The 16,193-nt window shown below is 67.7% G+C and carries 11 protein-coding genes; 6 read left to right on the top strand and 5 right to left on the bottom strand.

What is annotated here, in order from left to right:
- Window positions 1-225 precede the first annotated feature (225 nt).
- Entirely contained in the window at window positions 226-1,278 is a 1,053-nt protein-coding gene (locus tag SB764_RS29745) for an NAD(P)-dependent alcohol dehydrogenase (RefSeq protein WP_065059463.1), read from the bottom strand.
- Window positions 1,279-1,653: 375 nt separating this feature from the next.
- Between SB764_RS29745 and SB764_RS29750 the strand changes: the two genes are divergently transcribed.
- The 4 genes from SB764_RS29750 (at window position 1,654) to SB764_RS29765 (ending at window position 7,213) form a co-directional block, all read left to right on the top strand.
- Window positions 1,654-2,556: an AraC family transcriptional regulator gene (locus SB764_RS29750; RefSeq protein WP_234775109.1), complete on the top strand. Its 903-nt coding sequence runs from the start codon at window positions 1,654-1,656 to the stop codon at window positions 2,554-2,556.
- A 91-nt stretch (window positions 2,557-2,647) separates the two neighbouring features.
- Entirely contained in the window at window positions 2,648-3,592 is a 945-nt protein-coding gene (locus tag SB764_RS29755; protein ID WP_410865854.1) for a 2-hydroxyacid dehydrogenase, read from the top strand.
- Between the two features lie 475 nt (window positions 3,593-4,067).
- On the top strand, window positions 4,068-4,931 hold the full coding sequence (locus tag SB764_RS29760; RefSeq protein ID WP_410865855.1) for a hypothetical protein: 864 nt from the start codon (window positions 4,068-4,070) through the stop codon (window positions 4,929-4,931).
- Window positions 4,932-5,182: 251 nt separating this feature from the next.
- Complete coding sequence (locus SB764_RS29765; RefSeq protein WP_410865856.1) at window positions 5,183-7,213, top strand: EAL domain-containing protein; 2,031 nt, start codon at window positions 5,183-5,185, stop codon at window positions 7,211-7,213.
- Window positions 7,214-7,233: 20 nt separating this feature from the next.
- On the opposite strand, the gene SB764_RS29770 is transcribed toward SB764_RS29765, so the two are convergent.
- The 3 genes from SB764_RS29770 to SB764_RS29780 form a co-directional block, all read right to left on the bottom strand.
- A complete protein-coding gene (locus SB764_RS29770) occupies window positions 7,234-8,541 on the bottom strand; it encodes an MFS transporter (protein ID WP_065059613.1) in 1,308 nt (435 codons plus the stop codon).
- Window positions 8,542-8,653: 112 nt separating this feature from the next.
- Window positions 8,654-9,850, bottom strand: coding sequence for a CaiB/BaiF CoA-transferase family protein (locus SB764_RS29775; RefSeq protein WP_321870496.1), 1,197 nt, complete (start codon window positions 9,848-9,850; stop codon window positions 8,654-8,656).
- A gap of 10 nt (window positions 9,851-9,860) precedes the next feature.
- Window positions 9,861-11,624, bottom strand: a complete 1,764-nt coding sequence (locus SB764_RS29780) for an acyl-CoA dehydrogenase family protein (protein WP_410865857.1) — start codon at window positions 11,622-11,624, stop codon at window positions 9,861-9,863.
- A 148-nt stretch (window positions 11,625-11,772) separates the two neighbouring features.
- Between SB764_RS29780 and SB764_RS29785 the strand changes: the two genes are divergently transcribed.
- A complete protein-coding gene (locus tag SB764_RS29785) occupies window positions 11,773-12,684 on the top strand; it encodes a LysR family transcriptional regulator (protein ID WP_074986677.1) in 912 nt (303 codons plus the stop codon).
- 27 nt (window positions 12,685-12,711) lie between these two features.
- On the opposite strand, the gene SB764_RS29790 is transcribed toward SB764_RS29785, so the two are convergent.
- Entirely contained in the window at window positions 12,712-15,315 is a 2,604-nt protein-coding gene (locus SB764_RS29790) for an adenosylcobalamin-dependent ribonucleoside-diphosphate reductase (protein WP_183716629.1), read from the bottom strand.
- Between the two features lie 271 nt (window positions 15,316-15,586).
- Here SB764_RS29790 and SB764_RS29795 point away from each other — a divergent pair, with 271 nt between their 5' ends.
- The gene (locus SB764_RS29795; protein ID WP_183716652.1) at window positions 15,587-16,093 is read left to right on the top strand and encodes a thioesterase family protein; all 507 of its coding nucleotides are present in this window, start codon (window positions 15,587-15,589) and stop codon (window positions 16,091-16,093) included.
- Window positions 16,094-16,193 lie beyond the last annotated feature (100 nt).

A 16,193-nucleotide genomic window follows, 5' to 3' on the forward strand; every position in this document is an offset into this window, starting at 1 on the left:
CCACAGTCGTGCGGCCAAAGGCGTCGCGAAGCCGGCGTCTCGCGGATCAGACGCGCGGCGGTTGCAGGACGATTCCGGTTTGTCGGCGTAAAACTGCGCCGGCTCGAATGCGGTGCCGCAGGTGCGGCCAGGTGCTGCGTGAGGCGCGAAAGCCTCGATGCGGAAGGGCTGGCGGGCCGTCCGAACGGACGGCCCGGCGGGGCAAGGCGTAACGTCTATGCGCGCTTACTTGCGCAGCGAATCGAGGTCGATCACGAAGCGGTACTTCACGTCGCTCTTGAGCATGCGCTCGTAGGCGTCGTTGATGTCCTGCATGTTGATCATTTCGATATCGGACGTAATGCCGTGCTGACCGCAGAAGTCCAGCATTTCCTGGGTTTCAGCGATGCCGCCGATCAGCGAGCCCGCAAGACGGCGGCGCTTGAAGATCAGGTTGAACACTTGCGGCGACGGGTGATCGTGCTCGGGCGCGCCCACCAGCGTGAGCGTGCCGTCGCGCTTGAGCAGTTCGATGAACGGATTCAGGTCGTGCTGCGCGGCGACCGTGTTCACGATCAGGTCGAAGCTGTTCAGATGCGCCTTCATCTGCTCCGGGTCCTTCGAGATCACGACTTCGTCGGCGCCGAGGCGCTTGCCGTCTTCGATCTTCGAGGGCGAGGTGGTGAACAGCACCACGTGCGCGCCCATCGCATGGGCGAGCTTCACGCCCATGTGGCCGAGGCCGCCGAGACCGACGATGCCGACCTTCTTGCCAGGACCGGCACCCCACGTGCGCAGCGGCGAGTAGGTGGTGATGCCCGCGCACAGCAGCGGCGCGGCGGCGGCGGCGTCGAGGTTCTCCGGCACGCGCAGCACGAAGGCTTCGTCGACCACGAGTTGCGTCGAGTAGCCGCCGTAGGTGACTTCGCCGCTCACGCGGTCGTTGCCGTTATAGGTGCCGACAAAGCCGTTTTCGCAATACTGTTCGAGGCCTTCGCCGCAGCTCGCGCAGGTGCGGCACGAGTCGACGAGACAGCCTACGCCCACGAGCTGGCCTGCCTTGAACTTCGTGACGCCCGTGCCCACTTCGGCGACGCGGCCCACGATTTCGTGGCCCGGCACCACCGGGAACATCGTGTTGCGCCATTCGTTGCGCGCCTGGTGCAGATCGGAGTGGCACACGCCGCAGTACAGCACGTCGATGCGCACGTCGAGTTCGCGCAGGTCGCGGCGCTGGAATTCGAACGGGGCGAGCGGCGAACCGGCGTCCTGTGCGGCGTATCCGTAGGTCTGGTACATAGTGAGGTGGCTCCTGAGACTGAGTGGCTAGGCAGGCGCAAACGCCAAAGCGCAACGCTCATGGCGTCACGCTCGGGGGTGTTGCGGCAGGGTTCCCATCGTAAGGATCGCGCCCCACCCAGGGAATACCTGAATCTATCGAAGACTTGCCTGATTCTCCTGGCGATCCACGCGCGTGCGCATTCGGTGATAGATTGGCAAGCCTGATTCTCTTTCCGTCCCGATGAATTTTGGGGCGCAACTGCCATGAAAACAGCACAAATCGAGCCCGTCGCGCCGGTCGTGCCGGTCATTTCGACGCCGCTGGTCTCGCGCGCGAGCGCCGCGCCCGTGGTGCACGCCGACGACGCCACGCAGCGAGGCGTGGTCGAGCTGATGATGCAGCTCACGCAGCGCGACGGCGCGCATCAGACGCCGCTCGACGGCGTGCGCCTGTTTCGCGGCAGCCAGAGCCATCCGCGCCAGCCGGTCATGTACGAGCCGAGCATCTTCATCGTTTGCCAGGGCCGCAAGCGCGGTTTTCTCGGCGATCAGGTGTTCATCTACGACGCGCAGCAATATCTCGTGCTCTCGGTGCCGCTGCCGTTCGAATGCGAAACCGAAGCCTCGCCCGAGAAGCCGATTCTCGCGATCTCGGTGCGCGTCGATCTGACGATGGTCGCCGAGCTGCTGATGGCGCTCAACGACACGCGCGGCAGCGCCGTCTCCGAGCCGGCGGGCATCTATGCCACGCCGCTCGACGCACCGCTGTCGAACGCCGTGCTGCGTCTGCTCGAAGCGCTCGCGCAGCCCGCGGACGCGCGCATTCTCGGGCCGTCGATCGTGCGCGAGATCTGCTATCGCGTGCTCACGGGCGAGCAGGGCGACGCGATTCGCGCGGCGCTCACGCATCAGCAGCATTTCGGCCGCATCGCCAAGGCGCTGCGCCGCATTCACACCGACTATCGCGGCGACCTCGACGTGGTGACGCTCGCCGCCGAGGCGGGCATGAGCCTCGCGGTGTTTCATGCGCACTTCAAGGCGGTGACGTCCACCTCGCCGATGCAATACGTGAAGACCACGCGCCTGCATCACGCGCGTCTCCTGATTACGCACGACGGCATGAACGTAAGCGCGGCAGCCGTGCGCGTGGGCTATGAAAGCGCCTCGCAGTTCAGCCGCGAATTCAAGCGCCTGTTCGGCTGCACGCCCGCCGACGAAATGCGCCGCGCGCGCGTGGCCGCCGAAGCGGTCGCGCCGCGCGTGGAAGTGGTGCAACGGTACGTGTCGGCGCTTTGATTCCGGAAATTGATTCGGATATCGAATGATCTGAAACTGCCGCACAAAAACGTAGCGTAATTAACCTGACGTAACGAACCCCAAGGTCGATATGAACGCCGTCTCGAAGCCGCGCCTGCTCGTGCTGATCCCGCTCACCGACACCGACCGCGCCACGCTCGCCGCGCACTTCGAGGTGCTGTACGCGCCCGATGCGCCGCAGCGCGAACACACGCTCGCGCGCGAGGGCGCCACGGTGCGCGCGGTGCTCACGAACGGCACCACGGGACTGACGGCGGACGAGATCGACGCGATGCCCCAGCTCGAATTCGCGGCGGCGCTGGGCGCGGGTTACGAGAACCTCGCACTCGATCACGCGCGCGCTCGCGGCATCGCGTTGAGCAATGGCGCGGGCGTGAACGCCGATTGCGTCGCCGACCACGCGATCGCGCTGCTGCTCGCCGCGTTGCGCGCGATTCCGCAATTCGACGCCGCCTGCCGCGCGGGCGTCTGGCGCGACGCGCTGCCGATGCGGCCCACGCTCACGGGGCGCAAGCTCGGCATCCTCGGCTATGGGCATATCGGCGCGAAGATCGCGAAGCGTGCCGCGGGTTTCGACATGCCGGTCGGTTATCACAACCGCTCGCTGCGCGGCGGCGTGAGCGCGCGCTATTTCGATTCGACGCTGGCGCTCGCGCAATGGAGCGACTGCCTCGTGGTCGCGACGCCGGGCGGCGCGTCGACCGAACATCTGGTCGATCGCGCGGTGCTCGACGCGCTGGGGCCGCAAGGTTTTCTCGTCAACGTGTCGCGCGGCAGCGTGGTCGATACGGCCGCGCTCGCCGCGGCATTGCGCGAAGGCCGTCTCGCGGGCGCGGGCCTCGACGTCTACGAAGGCGAGCCCGAGCCGCCGCAGGCGCTGATCGCGCTCGACAACATCGTGCTCACGCCGCACACGGCCGGCACGTCGCCCGACGTGCGCGCGGCCACCGTGCGCAATTTCATCGATAACGCCACGCGCCATTTCGCGGGCGAGGCGCTCGTGACGCCGCTCTGATCCCGCCTTCGCCTTTGCCTTCGCCTTCGCTGGGTTGAACCGCGTCGCCGATGCGCGGCATCGTGCGCCTGTGCATGTGCACCGCATAAAGTCGCGTGCGCGCTGCGCCGGGCGTTCCGGTGCTTGACTGAGCGCATGGCCGTCCGCCCCATCGGGCGACATACTCCGACTTGTTTTTTCGCCTTTTCCGTCATACTGGCTCGGCATCGCGTCGCCCTTGCGCGCCGCGAGTCGAAGCGGGCGCAGACGATCCCGGGCAACGCGCGTTTCACGATCTTCCGTCTATGCGGGCCGTTGCAGCCGTGGTTCGACCGTAGCCGGACGCTGCCCGATGCGCTTGCGGCGGGCTGAACGCCACGAGCCGCGCGGGACACCGCAGCGGCATGACGCAGGTAGCGACACGAAGGACAAGAAGGACAAGAAGGACACGAAGCGCCGCGCAACGGCCGCGGCGCACGACTCTGGGGGACGACAGATGAAACGCAGCACGTTATTCGAGGCGCGGCGGCGCGCGGCGGCGCTCGGCCCGACCTTGGCGATGACCCTGGCGATGACCCTGGCGATGACGCTGGCGGCCGCGCAGGCTTCGATGCCGGCATACGCGCAAAGCCCGCCGAGCAACACCGCCGACGACGCCAACAAGAGCAACAACCCGCTGAACCTCGCCGCATCGCTCAATGTGCAGAACATGTTCGCGCCGTCGCTCTACGGCTCGAGCGCCGTGACGAACGATCTGCTGCTGCGCGGCACGCTGCCGATCGGGCCGAATGGCCTCGTGCCGGTGCCGCAGATCCTCCGGCTGACCGCGCCGGTCAGCACGCGGCCCGATCCGTCCGGCGGCTACAACACCGGTCTCGGCGATATCAACCTGTTCGACATCTTTCTCGTCAGCCAGGGCGCGACGCAGATCGGCATCGGTCCGCTCGTCACCGCGCCCACGGCCACCGATCCCACGCTCGGCACCGGCAAGTGGCAGGCGGGGCTCGCGGCGGTGGTCGTGAACGCGTCGCGCGCGCGGCTCGTCGGTGCGCTGGTGCAGTGGCAACATTCGTTCGCCGGGCAAAGCGGACGGCCCACGGTGCAGTCGCTCACGGCGCAGCCCTTCGGCATCTTCAATCTGCCGGGCGGCTGGTACATCCGCTCGACCGGCATCTGGACGTTCGATCTTCAGCACGGCGCCTGGTACATTCCCGTGGGCCTCGGCGGCGGCAAGGCGTGGAAGGCGGGCGGCACGATCTACAACGTGTTCGTCGAACCGCAATATTCCGTCGCGCATTCGGGGGCGGGCGTGCCGAAATGGCAGATCTTCGCCGGTCTGAACATGACCTTCGGAAAGTAGGCGAGCGCGGCTCACGGCGTCTCGCGCGATGTGGCGCGCAACGCCGGAATTTGCGTCATGCTCCGCCAAACTCGCGGCGGAAAACGCCATCGGCGGTGCGCTCGCGCCACGTGCTATGTACGGCAGGCCACGGCCGGCCGGCGATGCATGCCTTATGATTCAGCCTGGAGCGGTAACTTTCTTCGCTCGCCGCTTTGCGCGCCGCGCGGAGGGCCGACTTCCCGGCAGGGATCCAACAGGCAGAAGGGCGCATGCAAACTTTGATCGAGGCGTTGCGGAAATCAGCCGTCCTCGTGGTGAACCGCTTCTACGAGGAGCTGGCGCGCTTGCCCAAGTCCCGGCGCATCCTCGAAATGCTGTCGGCGGAAGAACTCGCGCACCTCAAGGACCGGCAGATCCAGAATCTGCTCGCACTCGCCGATCCCGGCCTGAGCTCGAAGGAGCACGCCGCGATGGCGATGCGCATCGGCCGCATTCATGCCGTGGTCGGGCTCGACAAGGAAGAGCTCGTGCGCAGCCGCGGCATTCTCCAGGAACTGCTCTACAAGCTGATTGGCCGCGATATGGGCGGCCAGGCGCTGTCGCTCTACGCGCGCCGCCTCACCAGCGACACGGCCTGGCAGCTCAAGGCCTATCAGGCCGTCGAGGATTCGCAGCAGGACGTGCTTCAGCGCATCACGCGCATCGTCTGGGAGGCGGGCAGCTATACGCATTTCATCGATCAGCTCGTGAGTGTGCTCGGCGGCCACGACGAGGTGACCGCCTGCACGATCGGGCGGCCCGACGAAGCGGGCATCTTCCATTTCGAAGCGGGCGCGGGCGGCAGCGGCGAAGGCGGCCTCGTGGCCGTGCTGACCGCGCACGGCCACGAGATCAGCGTGCGCGCCGATCATCCGGACGGGCAGGGCGCGGTGGGGCGCGCCTGGCGCAGCGGCCACGCCGAGCGCGTGGTCAACTATCAGACCGATCCGCTCGTCGAGCGCTGGCGCGACGTGGCCGCGCGCGAGGGCCTGCGCTCGTCGGTGGCGATTCCGATCGCCGCGCCGGGGCATGCGCCGATCGCCATCGTCATGCTGTTCAGCGCGTATCCGGGCGGTTTCGTCGGACCGGACCAGGTCGCTTTCATCGAATTGCTGCAGACGCTGCTCAGCTGCGTCGCCTCGCGGTTGCAGACCCACGACGGCCTGCATGGCGGCGCGGTGCCGGTCAGCGTGCGCCAGCATTGGGCCGCGCTCGTGCGCACCGGCGCGCTGGAGATGCATTACCAGCCGCTCCTCACGCTCGCCAACGGCCAGGTGAGCAAGGTCGAGGCGCTCGCGCGCCTGCGCGACGGCGAGCGTCTGCTCACGCCCGACGAGTTCCTCTTCGCGCTGTCGTCCGACGATTTGCTCGCACTGTTCGCGCGCGGTCTCGGCCAGGCGCTCGACGACCGCGCGCGCTGGCTCGCGGCCGGGCACGATCTGGAGATTTCGGTCAATCTGCCGCCCGCCGCGCTCAACGATCTGCGTTATTTCGACGCGGCGCGCGAGGCGCTGGAAACGCACGCGTGCCCGAGCCGGCGGCTCACGCTCGAAGTTCTGGAAAACGAATCGATTTCGCTGAGCCACGGACAGCGCGCGATTCTCGGCAAGTTTCGCGCGCTCGGCGTGCTGCTCGCGCAGGACGATCTGGGCTCGGGCCATAGCGGCCTCGCGCGGTTGCGCGAATTGCCGTTCGACTGGATCAAGATCGACCGCGAAATCGCGCATATCGCCGGCGATGCGGCGCTCGACGCGCTGCGCGTGGTGTATCAGATCACGCGCCTCGGCCATTCGCTCGGCAAGCTCGTGCTGGCCGAAGGCGTCGATTCCGCCGATCTGCTCAAGGCGCTCGCGCTGCTCGGCGTGGATGGCGCGCAAGGCTACGAGATCGCCCGGCCGATGCCCGCCGACGAACTGCTCGGCTGGATCGGCGGCGCGGCGCGCGTGTCCGTCGCGCCGGTCGGCGAAAGCGTGCTCACGCGACTCGCGCGCTTCGTGGTGTGGGAGGAGCGCGTGTTCATTCTCGCCACGCTGCCCGAGGCGGCGCGCGGCCTGCTCGATTCGGACGACGCCGCCGCGCGCACGGCGCTCGCCGATGCGCTCATCAGCTTCGGCGACATCTTGCCGGCAGGCGCGGAGCGCGACGCCTTGCAGCGCGACATGCTGCACGCGGTCGTGAAGGGCGGGCGGCACAGCGAGGCGTGGCAGGCGGCGCTCGGGCGCCTCATGCGCGCGATTTCGGCGGCGCCGCTGGCGGCGTGACGGCCGTCACCATCGCGCGCTTATTCCGGCAGCGCGATGGCCACGTCGGCGGGCGCGGACGACGATTGCCGACGCTGCAGCACCGCGATGCACACGAGCGACACCGCCGCGAGCGCGCTGTAGAACAGCGCGAGCGGCCACCATTGGCCAGGATAGGCGTGCGCGAGCACGGTGCCGACGAGCGGCGTGAGTCCGCCCGCGAGCGCCGCGCAGCACTGGTAGGAAATCGAAATGGCCGAGTAGCGCGTGCGCACCGGAAACGCGTTCGTCATGAAGCCCGCCATCACCGCATACGAACTCGACATGCACATCACGGCAATCGCAATGCCGATCACGATCGCCACCGGCTTGCCCGTGGCAACCAGCACGAACATCGGATAAGGCGAGAGCATCGCCAGCGCGGCGGCGCGCGTGAGAAAACGCCCCGCGCCCACGCGCTGCGCGAACCACGCCGACGCCAGTTGCGTGAAGAACTGGATGAACGCGACCACGAACAGGCAATCGAGAATCAGCGTGCGGTCGAGGCCGAGCGTCTGCGTCGTGTAATTGAGCATGAAGGTGTTGACGAACCACGCGCCCGCCACGCCGATCACGTTCGCGCCGAGACACAGCAGCACGCCGCGCCAGCTGTCGCGAAGCACTTCGACGATCGGCATGGCCGCGGTGCGCGCCTGCTGTTTCAGCGCTTCGAATTCCGGCGATTCGCTTACGCCCGAGCGGATCAGCAAACCCACCACGAGCAACACCGCGCTCGCGAGAAACGGCAGACGCCAGCCCCACGCGAACAGCGCCGCGTGATCGAGATGCGCGACGCTGCGAAACGCGAGCAGCGCGAGAATGAGACCGGCGGGACTGCCGAGCTGCGCGAACGACGCGAGAAATGTGCGCTTGTCCTTCGGCGCATGCTCGCCTGCCATCAGCACCGCGCCGCCCCATTCGCCGCCGATCGCGATGCCTTGCGCGATGCGCAGCGCGACCAGCAAGGCCGGCGCGAGTGCGCCCGCGCTTTCGTAAGTCGGCAGAAAACCGATGCCCACGGTGCCGACGCCCATGATCGCGAGCGTGGCGACGAGCGCCTTCTTGCGGCCGATGCGGTCGCCCAGATGTCCGAACACGAGCCCGCCGAAGGGCCGCGCGAAAAAGCCCACGGCGAAGGTGCCGAACGAGGCGAGCGTGCTGTAGAACGGATCGTGTGCGGGAAAGAACAGCTTGCCGAAGATCAGCGCGGCGGCGGTGGCGTAAATATAAAAGTCGTACCACTCGATGGTGGTGCCGACGAAGGCGGCTAGCGAAGCGCGCGCGGGTTGGCGCGCGGGAAGGCTCGTCATGTCTCTCTCCAGTTCCATTAGTCGGGTTGCGCCGGCTTGGGCCGGTCTTGATCCGTATCGGTTGCGCTTTTTACGCCTGTTTTACGCGTGTTTTGTGCGCGTGATGCGATGGTTACGAGCCCTTCACCACGCCCGCCTCGAACAGCTTGCGCTGCGTGTCGACGTCGATGCCGAGCGCGTCGAGCACCGCGCGCGTGTCGCCGCCGAGCGCGGGCGGCGGACTGCGATAGGTCGCGGGCGTGCGCGAGAGCTTCACGGGCGCGCCGGTGCCGCGGTAGCCCGGCATCTCCACCAGCATCTGCCGATGCAGCGTATGCGGATGCGCCGCCACCGCATCGACGGTCTGCACCGGCCCGCACGGCACGCCCGCCTGAATCAGATCGCGCGCGAGCGGCGCGCAATCGTGCTGCGCGAGCCGCGCTTCGAGCGCCGCTTTCAACTCGGGACGATGCGCGCAGCGGCTGCGGTTGTCGGCGAAACGCGGATCGTCGGCGAGATCGGGCACGCCCAGATGCGCGCAGAGTTTCGCGAACTGACGGTCGTTGCCGACGGCGAGAAAGATCGGCGCACCGGCGGTGGCGTAGCTGTCGTAAGGCGCGATGTTCGGATGCGCGTTGCCGCTGCGTTGCGGCGTGCGTCCGTTGCCGAACCAGTTCGGCAGATGCGGATGCAGCAGCGACACGCCGCAGTCGTACAGCGCGATATCGACCGATTGCCCGTGGCCGCTTTTTTCGCGTTCCGCGAGCGCGAGCAGAATGCCCGCAAGCGCGTTCAGACCCGTTACCATGTCGACGATCGGCAGGCCGATGCGCAGCGCCGGGCCGTCGCTTTCGCCGTTCACGCTCATGAGTCCGGCCATCGCCTGGATCACGGCGTCGTAGCCGGGCAGGCCGCCGAGCGGACCGTCGGGGCCGAAACCGGAGATCGCGCAATGAATCAGGCGCGGAAAGCGCGGCTGAAGATCGCGCGCGTAATCCATGCCCCAGCGCGCGAGCGTGCCGGGCTTGAAATTTTCGACCAGCACGTCCGCGCCTTCGAGCAGTTGCCAGAGAATCGCACGCCCTTCCTCGCGCGACAGATCGACGGCGATGCCTTGCTTGTTGCGATTCACGCCCACGTAGTACGACGCCGTGTCGCCGACGAACGGCGGCCCCCAGCCGCGCGTTTCATCGCCATCGGGCGGTTCGAGTTTGATGACGTCGGCGCCGTGATCGGCCAGCGCCTGGGTGCAGTACGGGCCGCCCAGCACGCGGCTCAGATCGATCACGCGCAAACCGTGCAGCGCGCCTTTCACGTTGAGAGTCGTCATGACGTTCGCCTCACTGCGCGGGCAGCAGTTGCATCGCGTCCGCGAGCGGCAGCGGCTGTTCGTCGACGAGCGCGCGCCGTTGCGTGGCGTGCGCGTCGCGGTCGTCGAGCGCGAGCGGATCGCGCGGCAGCAGCTTGTGTTGCACGATCAGATGCGCGAGCGCGAGACGGCGATAATCCTGCGCGCCGCCGCGCGAGATCTGCACCGCCTCGCAGGCCATGAAGGCCGCCGCGGTGGCGTGATAGAGCGCGCTCGCGGCTTGACGCACCGACTCGTCGCGGCCGCATTCGGCCACGCTCTCCAGCGCCGCCGCCGCCCGCTCGAACGCTGCGCGCAACAGCGACGTGCTGGCTTCGGGCAAACCGGCTTCGGCGAGTTCGGCGCGCACGTGGCGGCCCAGCGCATCGAGCGCGCCTTCGCGTTTCGCCGCGCGCGCGACGTCGAGCGCCACGATGTTGCTCGTGCCTTCCCAGATCGAGCCCAGATGCGCGTCGCGCACGAGGCGCGCGTCGCTCCATTCCTCGATATAGCCCACGCCGCCGCGCACTTCCATCGCGTCGCCGGTGACGCGGCGCGCGTCGCGGCAGGCGCGGAACTTGATGAGCGGCGTGAGGATGCGCACGCATTTCGCGGCGAGTTCGTCGCCTTGATCGGCGCGCGGCAACAGCGTGGCGATGCGCATGAACAGCGTGCGGGCCTGCTCGGCGGGCAGCATCATCTTGAGCAGTTGACGCTGCATCAGCGGCATGTCGATGAGCTTGCGCCCGAACGCTTCGCGATGGCGCGCGACGTGCAGCGCTTCGGTGAGCGCGCGGCGCATGAGACCGGCGGCGCGCACGCCGTTGGACAGCCGCGACATGTTGATCATGTCGGCCATCTGATGAAAGCCGCGTCCGACTTCGCCGATCAGGTAGGCCTGCGCGCCGTCGAGCACGATCTCGCCGCTGGCCATCGAACGGCTGCCGAGCTTGTCCTTGAGGCGCACGATGCGATACGCGTTGCGCGTGCCGTCGGGCAGCGTTTTCGGCAGCAGGAACAGCGCGAGACCCTTGATGCCGGCCGGCGCGCCGTCGACGCGCGCGAGCACCATCGCAAGATCGGCGTCGGCGTTTGAGCAGAACCATTTGTCGCCGTAGAGGCGCCAGCTTTGCGTGCCGTTCGCGTTCGCGTCCGGTTCCGGCACGGCGCGCGTGGCGATGCGCGCGACGTCGGAACCGGCGGCCTGCTCGGTCATGAACATCGCGCCTTGAAACAGCGTGTCGAAATCCTGCGAGGCGAGCATCGGCAGATAGCGCGCGACCAGGTCGGGCGTGCCGAATTTGCGCAGCGTGCGCGTGAGCGAATCGGTCATGCTCACGGGGCAGCACAGGCCGAACTCCGCCTGCACGAACAGGTACGTGAGCGCGTATTTCACGAGCGGTGCGGGCGCGTGCTCGCGATGGCTCATCGCCGCGAGACCGAGTTCGGCATACGCCACGCGTTCGAGCGCGACGTAGTCGGGATGCTTGTCGATGTGCTGGATCGCCTCGCCGCGCCGCGTGCGATGCTGCAGCGTGGGCGGATGGTGATCGGCGGAGAGCGCGAGCGTGTCGAGTTCGTCGGAGGCGCGCTGGCCGAGCGTGGCGAGTTGCGATTCGATGGCCGCGAAAGCCGTGTCGCCGAGATAGCTGCGCAGGAGCGGGGCCAGACCGGGGTCGCTGCTGAAGAAGTTGATGCCGCGGCTGTCGGGAATGTTGGACGCGCCGCTGGCTTGCGCGGCGGGGGATACGCTCATCGATGTCTCCTGTCTGTTCTTCGGACGGGCGCTTGGCGCCGTAGTGAGTCCAGAATAGGAGTGGCAACGATAACCGTCCAATACAAACGATGTCCTGTACGATAAGCGCCATCTATCGATAACACGGGCAAGCGGAGGAGACACCGCGATGGAACTCAAGCAATTGCGCTATTTCGTGGCTGTGGCCGAAGAGCTGCATTTCGGCCGCGCCGCGCGGCGGCTCTTTATTTCGCAGCCCGCGCTGAGCTTCGACATCCGCAAGTTCGAGGAGCAACTGGGCGTGCAACTGCTCGAACGCAGCAACAAGGCGGTCGCGCTGACCAACGCGGGTTTCGTGCTGCTCGAAGAGGCGCGCCGTCTGCTCGAACAGGCCGACGAAGTGCGCCGCATCGCCGAGCGTTCCGCGCACGGGCTGGCGGGGCGGCTGCGCATCGGTTTCGTCAATTCGATGCTGTATCGCGGCTTGCCCGAGGCGGTGCGGCGTTTCGAAGCCGATCATCCGGCCGTGGAGGTCGTGCTGCGCGAGATGAACACCATCGAACAGGTGCACGCGTTGCAGCGTTTGCAGATCGATCTGGGCTTCGCGCATTGGGGGCGCTTTCCGGCCGAGGTGCAGTCGCAGACGCTGTTTTCCGAGCCGTTTCTGTGTTGTTTGCCTGCGGGCCACCGGCTCGCGAAGCGGCGGCGTATCGACCTTGCCGCGCTCGCGCGCGAGCCGTTCATTCTGTTTCCGCGTTCGGTGTCGCCGCATTATCACGATCAGATCATCGCGACGTGCGTGGAGGCGGGCTTCAGTCCGCAGATCCGCCACGAAGCGCGGCTCTGGCAGACCGTGGTGACGATGGTCGAGTTCGGCATGGGCATCGCGCTCGTGCCCGCCGCGTTGGGGAAAATGGGCGGCGAGCGCGCGGTGTTTCGTCCGTTGTCGAGCAATCCGTATGAATCGCAGGTGCTCAAGCTCGCGCGGGCGGGCGAGACGAACGGGATCGTGGCGGGGTTCGCGGGGTATCTGGGCGGCGAGGCGGGAGAGAAAGCGGGAGAAAAAGCGGGCGCGATCTGAGCGGACCGCGCCCTTCGCTCGCGCGTGTTATCCGCACGTCCCGATTTCCCCGCACGCCGTGCAAAAATCGCAACCGTCGCGGCGAATCACGGCATTCGCGCCGCACGATCCGCATTTGCGCCCGAGCATCGCGTGCGGCGCGGCGAGCGAGGCGTCGGCGGGCAGCGCATTCGGACCGTCGAGCACCTGATCGCCGGCGCGCGCCGCTGCATCGTTTCCCTCCGCGCCGGACGCAGGCGGCGACGCGAGACGCGCTTCGGCGCGCCGCTGCGCGAGCAGACGCGTCGGCACCTGGCGGCCCTCGGCATCGAGAAAACCGCGCCGGTGCAGAATCTGCTGGATTGCATAGGCGATCGCCGCGACTTCCGAGTCGTGCCACAGCGGCGTGCGCTTGCCGTCGAGACGCTGCGTCTCGCCGTAACGCACCTGGCCGCGATCCCACGACACCTTGCGCAGATCCTGCAGATTGCGCGCGACGAAACCGCCGCGCGCCGCGAGCGACAGCGAACGCATGGTCGCCGTGATCCATTGCTGCGACTCGTCGCGCTGGCCCACCGGAATGAAGAACTCGATGGGCCGCTCGATCGTCACCGGTTCGCCGCCCACCTGGCCCGTCACTTCGAGAAACGATACGGCCACGTAGAGCGAGACCTTGCCCGTCTGCGTGAGGTATTCGATCTTCTCGATCACGGCGGGCAACTCGCCCCTTGGCCGATGGTCGATCGCCACGCGCAGCGGGTCGTGCAACGCATCGCTTTGCGCGTCGTCGGGCGTCTCGGTGGCCGCGGGCGTGACGTGGAGCACCGCGCCGAGCGTTTCGTTCGGCCGATAGGTGGCGAGACCCTTGAGCCCGCGCCGCCACGCATCGAGATAGAGATTTTCGAAGTCCTCGAACGGATAATCGGCGGGCACGTTCACGGTTTTCGAAATCGACGTGTCCACGTAGGGCTGCACGGCCGCCATCATCTGCACGTGGTCCTGCGCGCTCATTTGCAGCGCGCTCACGAAGTAGTCGGGCAGCGCATTCATGTCGCCGGTCTCGCCGACGAGTTCGCGATACACGCGCCACGCGTGGTCTTCGACCGCGAAGGTTTCGCTGCCGCCATCGGCCATGCGGCGCGTGCGCTGATAGGTCCACGAGAACGCGGGCTCGACGCCGTTCGAGACATTGTCGGCGAACGCGAGACTCACGGTGCCCGTCGGCGCGATCGACAGCAGATGGCTGTTGCGGATGCCGTGCGCACGAATCTCGTCTTGCAGCGTGTCGGGCAGGCGCGAGGCGAAGGTGCCGGGCGCGAGATAGGTGTTCGCGTCGAACAGCGCAAACGCGCCGCGCTCGCGCGCGAGTTCGACCGAGGCGCGATAGGCCGCGTCGCGCATCGTGCGCGCGACGCGCGCGCCGAACGCGCAACCTTCTTCGGTGTTGTAGCGGATGCCGAGCATCACGAGCGTGTCGCCGAGTCCCGTGAAGCCCACGCCGATGCGCCGTTTCGCAGCGGCTTCGGCCTGTTGTTCGGGCAACGGCCAGAGCGTGACGTCGAGCACGTCGTCGAGAAAACGCACCTGCGTGGCGGTGCGCGCGGCGAGCGCGTCCCAGTCGAAGTTGTGGTCGGCGGCGCTCGCGCTCGCATGCTTTGCGCCGCGCAACTGCGCGAACGGCGCCTTCACGAAGCGCGTCAGATCGAGTGGGCCGAGATTGCAGCAGCCGTACGGCGGCAAGGGCTGCTCGCCGCACGGATTGGTCGCGCGGATGGTTTCCTGCGCGCGCAGATTGTTGTCTTCGTTCATGCGCGAGATGAACACCACGCCGGGCTCGGCCATGTCGTAGGTCGAACGCATGATCGTGTCCCAGAGCGCGCGCGCGCGTTTTTCGGCATAGACCCAGAGACCGTCGTCGCGCTGCTTGAGGTCGCCCGCCGCGCGCAACGCGGGCGAGGGCGCGGCGCGGTGCACGAGCTGCCAGACGTCGTCGTTTTCGACGGCGCGCATGAATGCATCGGTCACCGCGACCGAGACGTTGAAGTTGTTCCAGCGTCCCTTCGAATGCTTTGCCTCGATGAATTCGGGCAGGTCCGGATGATCGCAGTCGAGCACCGCCATCTGCGCGCCGCGCCGCGACCCGGCGCTTTCGACGGTGCGGCACGAGGCATCGAACACGTCGATGTAGCTGCACGGTCCGGAAGCGCTCGATCCGGTCGATTTCACCAGCGCGCCGCGCGGACGGATCGCCGAAAAGTTGTAGCCCACGCCGCCGCCGCGCCGCATGGTTTCGGCGGCCTGCAACAGCGCGACGTAGATGCCAGGGCGGCCTTCGTCGTCGGTGTCCTGAATGCTGTCGCCGACCGGCTGCACGAAGCAGTTGATGAGCGTCGATTCGATGGCCGTGCCCGCCGCGCTCATGATGCGCCCCGCGCCCAGCGCGCCGTTGCGCAGATTGTCGAGGAAGCGCGCTTCGATCTCGGCGCGCAACGCGGGCGGCTCGGCCTGGGCGACGCCGCGCGCGACGCGGCGATAGATGTCGTCGGCGCTCTGCTCGTCGCCCTTGGCGTACTTTTCGAGCATCACGTCGAGCGAGAACGGCTGTGGCGCGGGACGGCCCGCGCGGGAGAGAGGCGGAGTGTTTTCTGCCATGACCGGATCCTGTCGGGGCGCCGCGGCGTGCCGGGCGCGTTTGCGGTTACGGGGCGGGGTGCAGCGGCACGCCGGTCCGGACACGCGTGATTCGGCGGTCCGGAAGCGGTGCCGCATCGCGTCACCAGGAGAGGCGCATAAGGTCCACCTTACCGCAGCGGCGGCGCGCGTGCGCAGCGTCAGCGCGACGCGGCCAGGCTGGCGCGCGGGTGCGCACGCCGACCATGCGGTTACACTGGCCGACACCGGAAAACTGCCGCAACAAGGAGCAATGATGACGGAGACGACGGCGCCTGGCGTGGTCTATCGGGACCAGGTGCGCGCGGAATGGGTCGATTACAACGGCCATCTGCGCGACGCCTTTTACATGCTGATTTACAGCTTCGCGACCGATGCGCTGCTCGACGCCATCGGGCTCGACGCGGCGCAGCGCGAGGCGCGCGGGCGCTCGATGTACACGCTGGAGGCGCATCTGAACTACGTGCGGGAGATCAAGGCGGGCACGCCGGTATGCGTGGAGGTCTCGGTGCTGGAGCACGACGCGAAGCGCGTGCGCGTCTATCTGGAGATGTTCGCCGGGGACGAAAGGGAGACGATCGTGTCGGCGAGCGAGCAGGTGTTGCTGCACGTCGATCGCGCGGGTCCGCGGGCGGCGCCCTTCGATGCCGACGTGCTCGCGCGCGTGGCTGCGCTGCGCGGCGAGTCGGTGGGGCGGGTGGCGCGTTACGCCGGCCGGTCCATTTCGCTGGCGCCCGGGGCGGCCGCGGTCTCGTCGTGAGATGCGGCGCCGCAGCACGCGGCGGGGTGAAGCTCGATCGGCCTGAATCGACCGGTGAGCGCGGCCGGTGCGCAGGGAAGCGTTGAGCCCGCATGGCGCG

Origin of the sequence: Paraburkholderia sp. SIMBA_027 (assembly GCF_046535315.1) — a bacterium.
Classification (GTDB): Bacteria; Pseudomonadota; Gammaproteobacteria; order Burkholderiales; family Burkholderiaceae; genus Paraburkholderia; species Paraburkholderia tropica.

Excerpts from the sequence above, each read along its gene's own strand:
- SB764_RS29750 (WP_234775109.1), top strand. The coding sequence starts at position 1,654 with ATGATGCAGCTCACGCAGCGCGACGGCGCGCATCAGACGCCGCTCGAC.
- SB764_RS29795 (WP_183716652.1), top strand. The coding sequence starts at position 15,587 with ATGATGACGGAGACGACGGCGCCTGGCGTGGTCTATCGGGACCAGGTG.
- SB764_RS29760 (WP_410865855.1), top strand. The coding sequence starts at position 4,068 with ATGAAACGCAGCACGTTATTCGAGGCGCGGCGGCGCGCGGCGGCGCTC.
- SB764_RS29770 (WP_065059613.1), bottom strand. The coding sequence starts at position 8,541 with ATGACGAGCCTTCCCGCGCGCCAACCCGCGCGCGCTTCGCTAGCCGCC.
- SB764_RS29790 (WP_183716629.1), bottom strand. The coding sequence starts at position 15,315 with ATGGCAGAAAACACTCCGCCTCTCTCCCGCGCGGGCCGTCCCGCGCCA.
- SB764_RS29765 (WP_410865856.1), top strand. The coding sequence starts at position 5,183 with ATGCAAACTTTGATCGAGGCGTTGCGGAAATCAGCCGTCCTCGTGGTG.
- SB764_RS29775 (WP_321870496.1), bottom strand. The coding sequence starts at position 9,850 with ATGACGACTCTCAACGTGAAAGGCGCGCTGCACGGTTTGCGCGTGATC.
- SB764_RS29755 (WP_410865854.1), top strand. The coding sequence starts at position 2,648 with ATGAACGCCGTCTCGAAGCCGCGCCTGCTCGTGCTGATCCCGCTCACC.
- SB764_RS29780 (WP_410865857.1), bottom strand. The coding sequence starts at position 11,624 with ATGAGCGTATCCCCCGCCGCGCAAGCCAGCGGCGCGTCCAACATTCCC.
- SB764_RS29785 (WP_074986677.1), top strand. The coding sequence starts at position 11,773 with ATGGAACTCAAGCAATTGCGCTATTTCGTGGCTGTGGCCGAAGAGCTG.
- SB764_RS29745 (WP_065059463.1), bottom strand. The coding sequence starts at position 1,278 with ATGTACCAGACCTACGGATACGCCGCACAGGACGCCGGTTCGCCGCTC.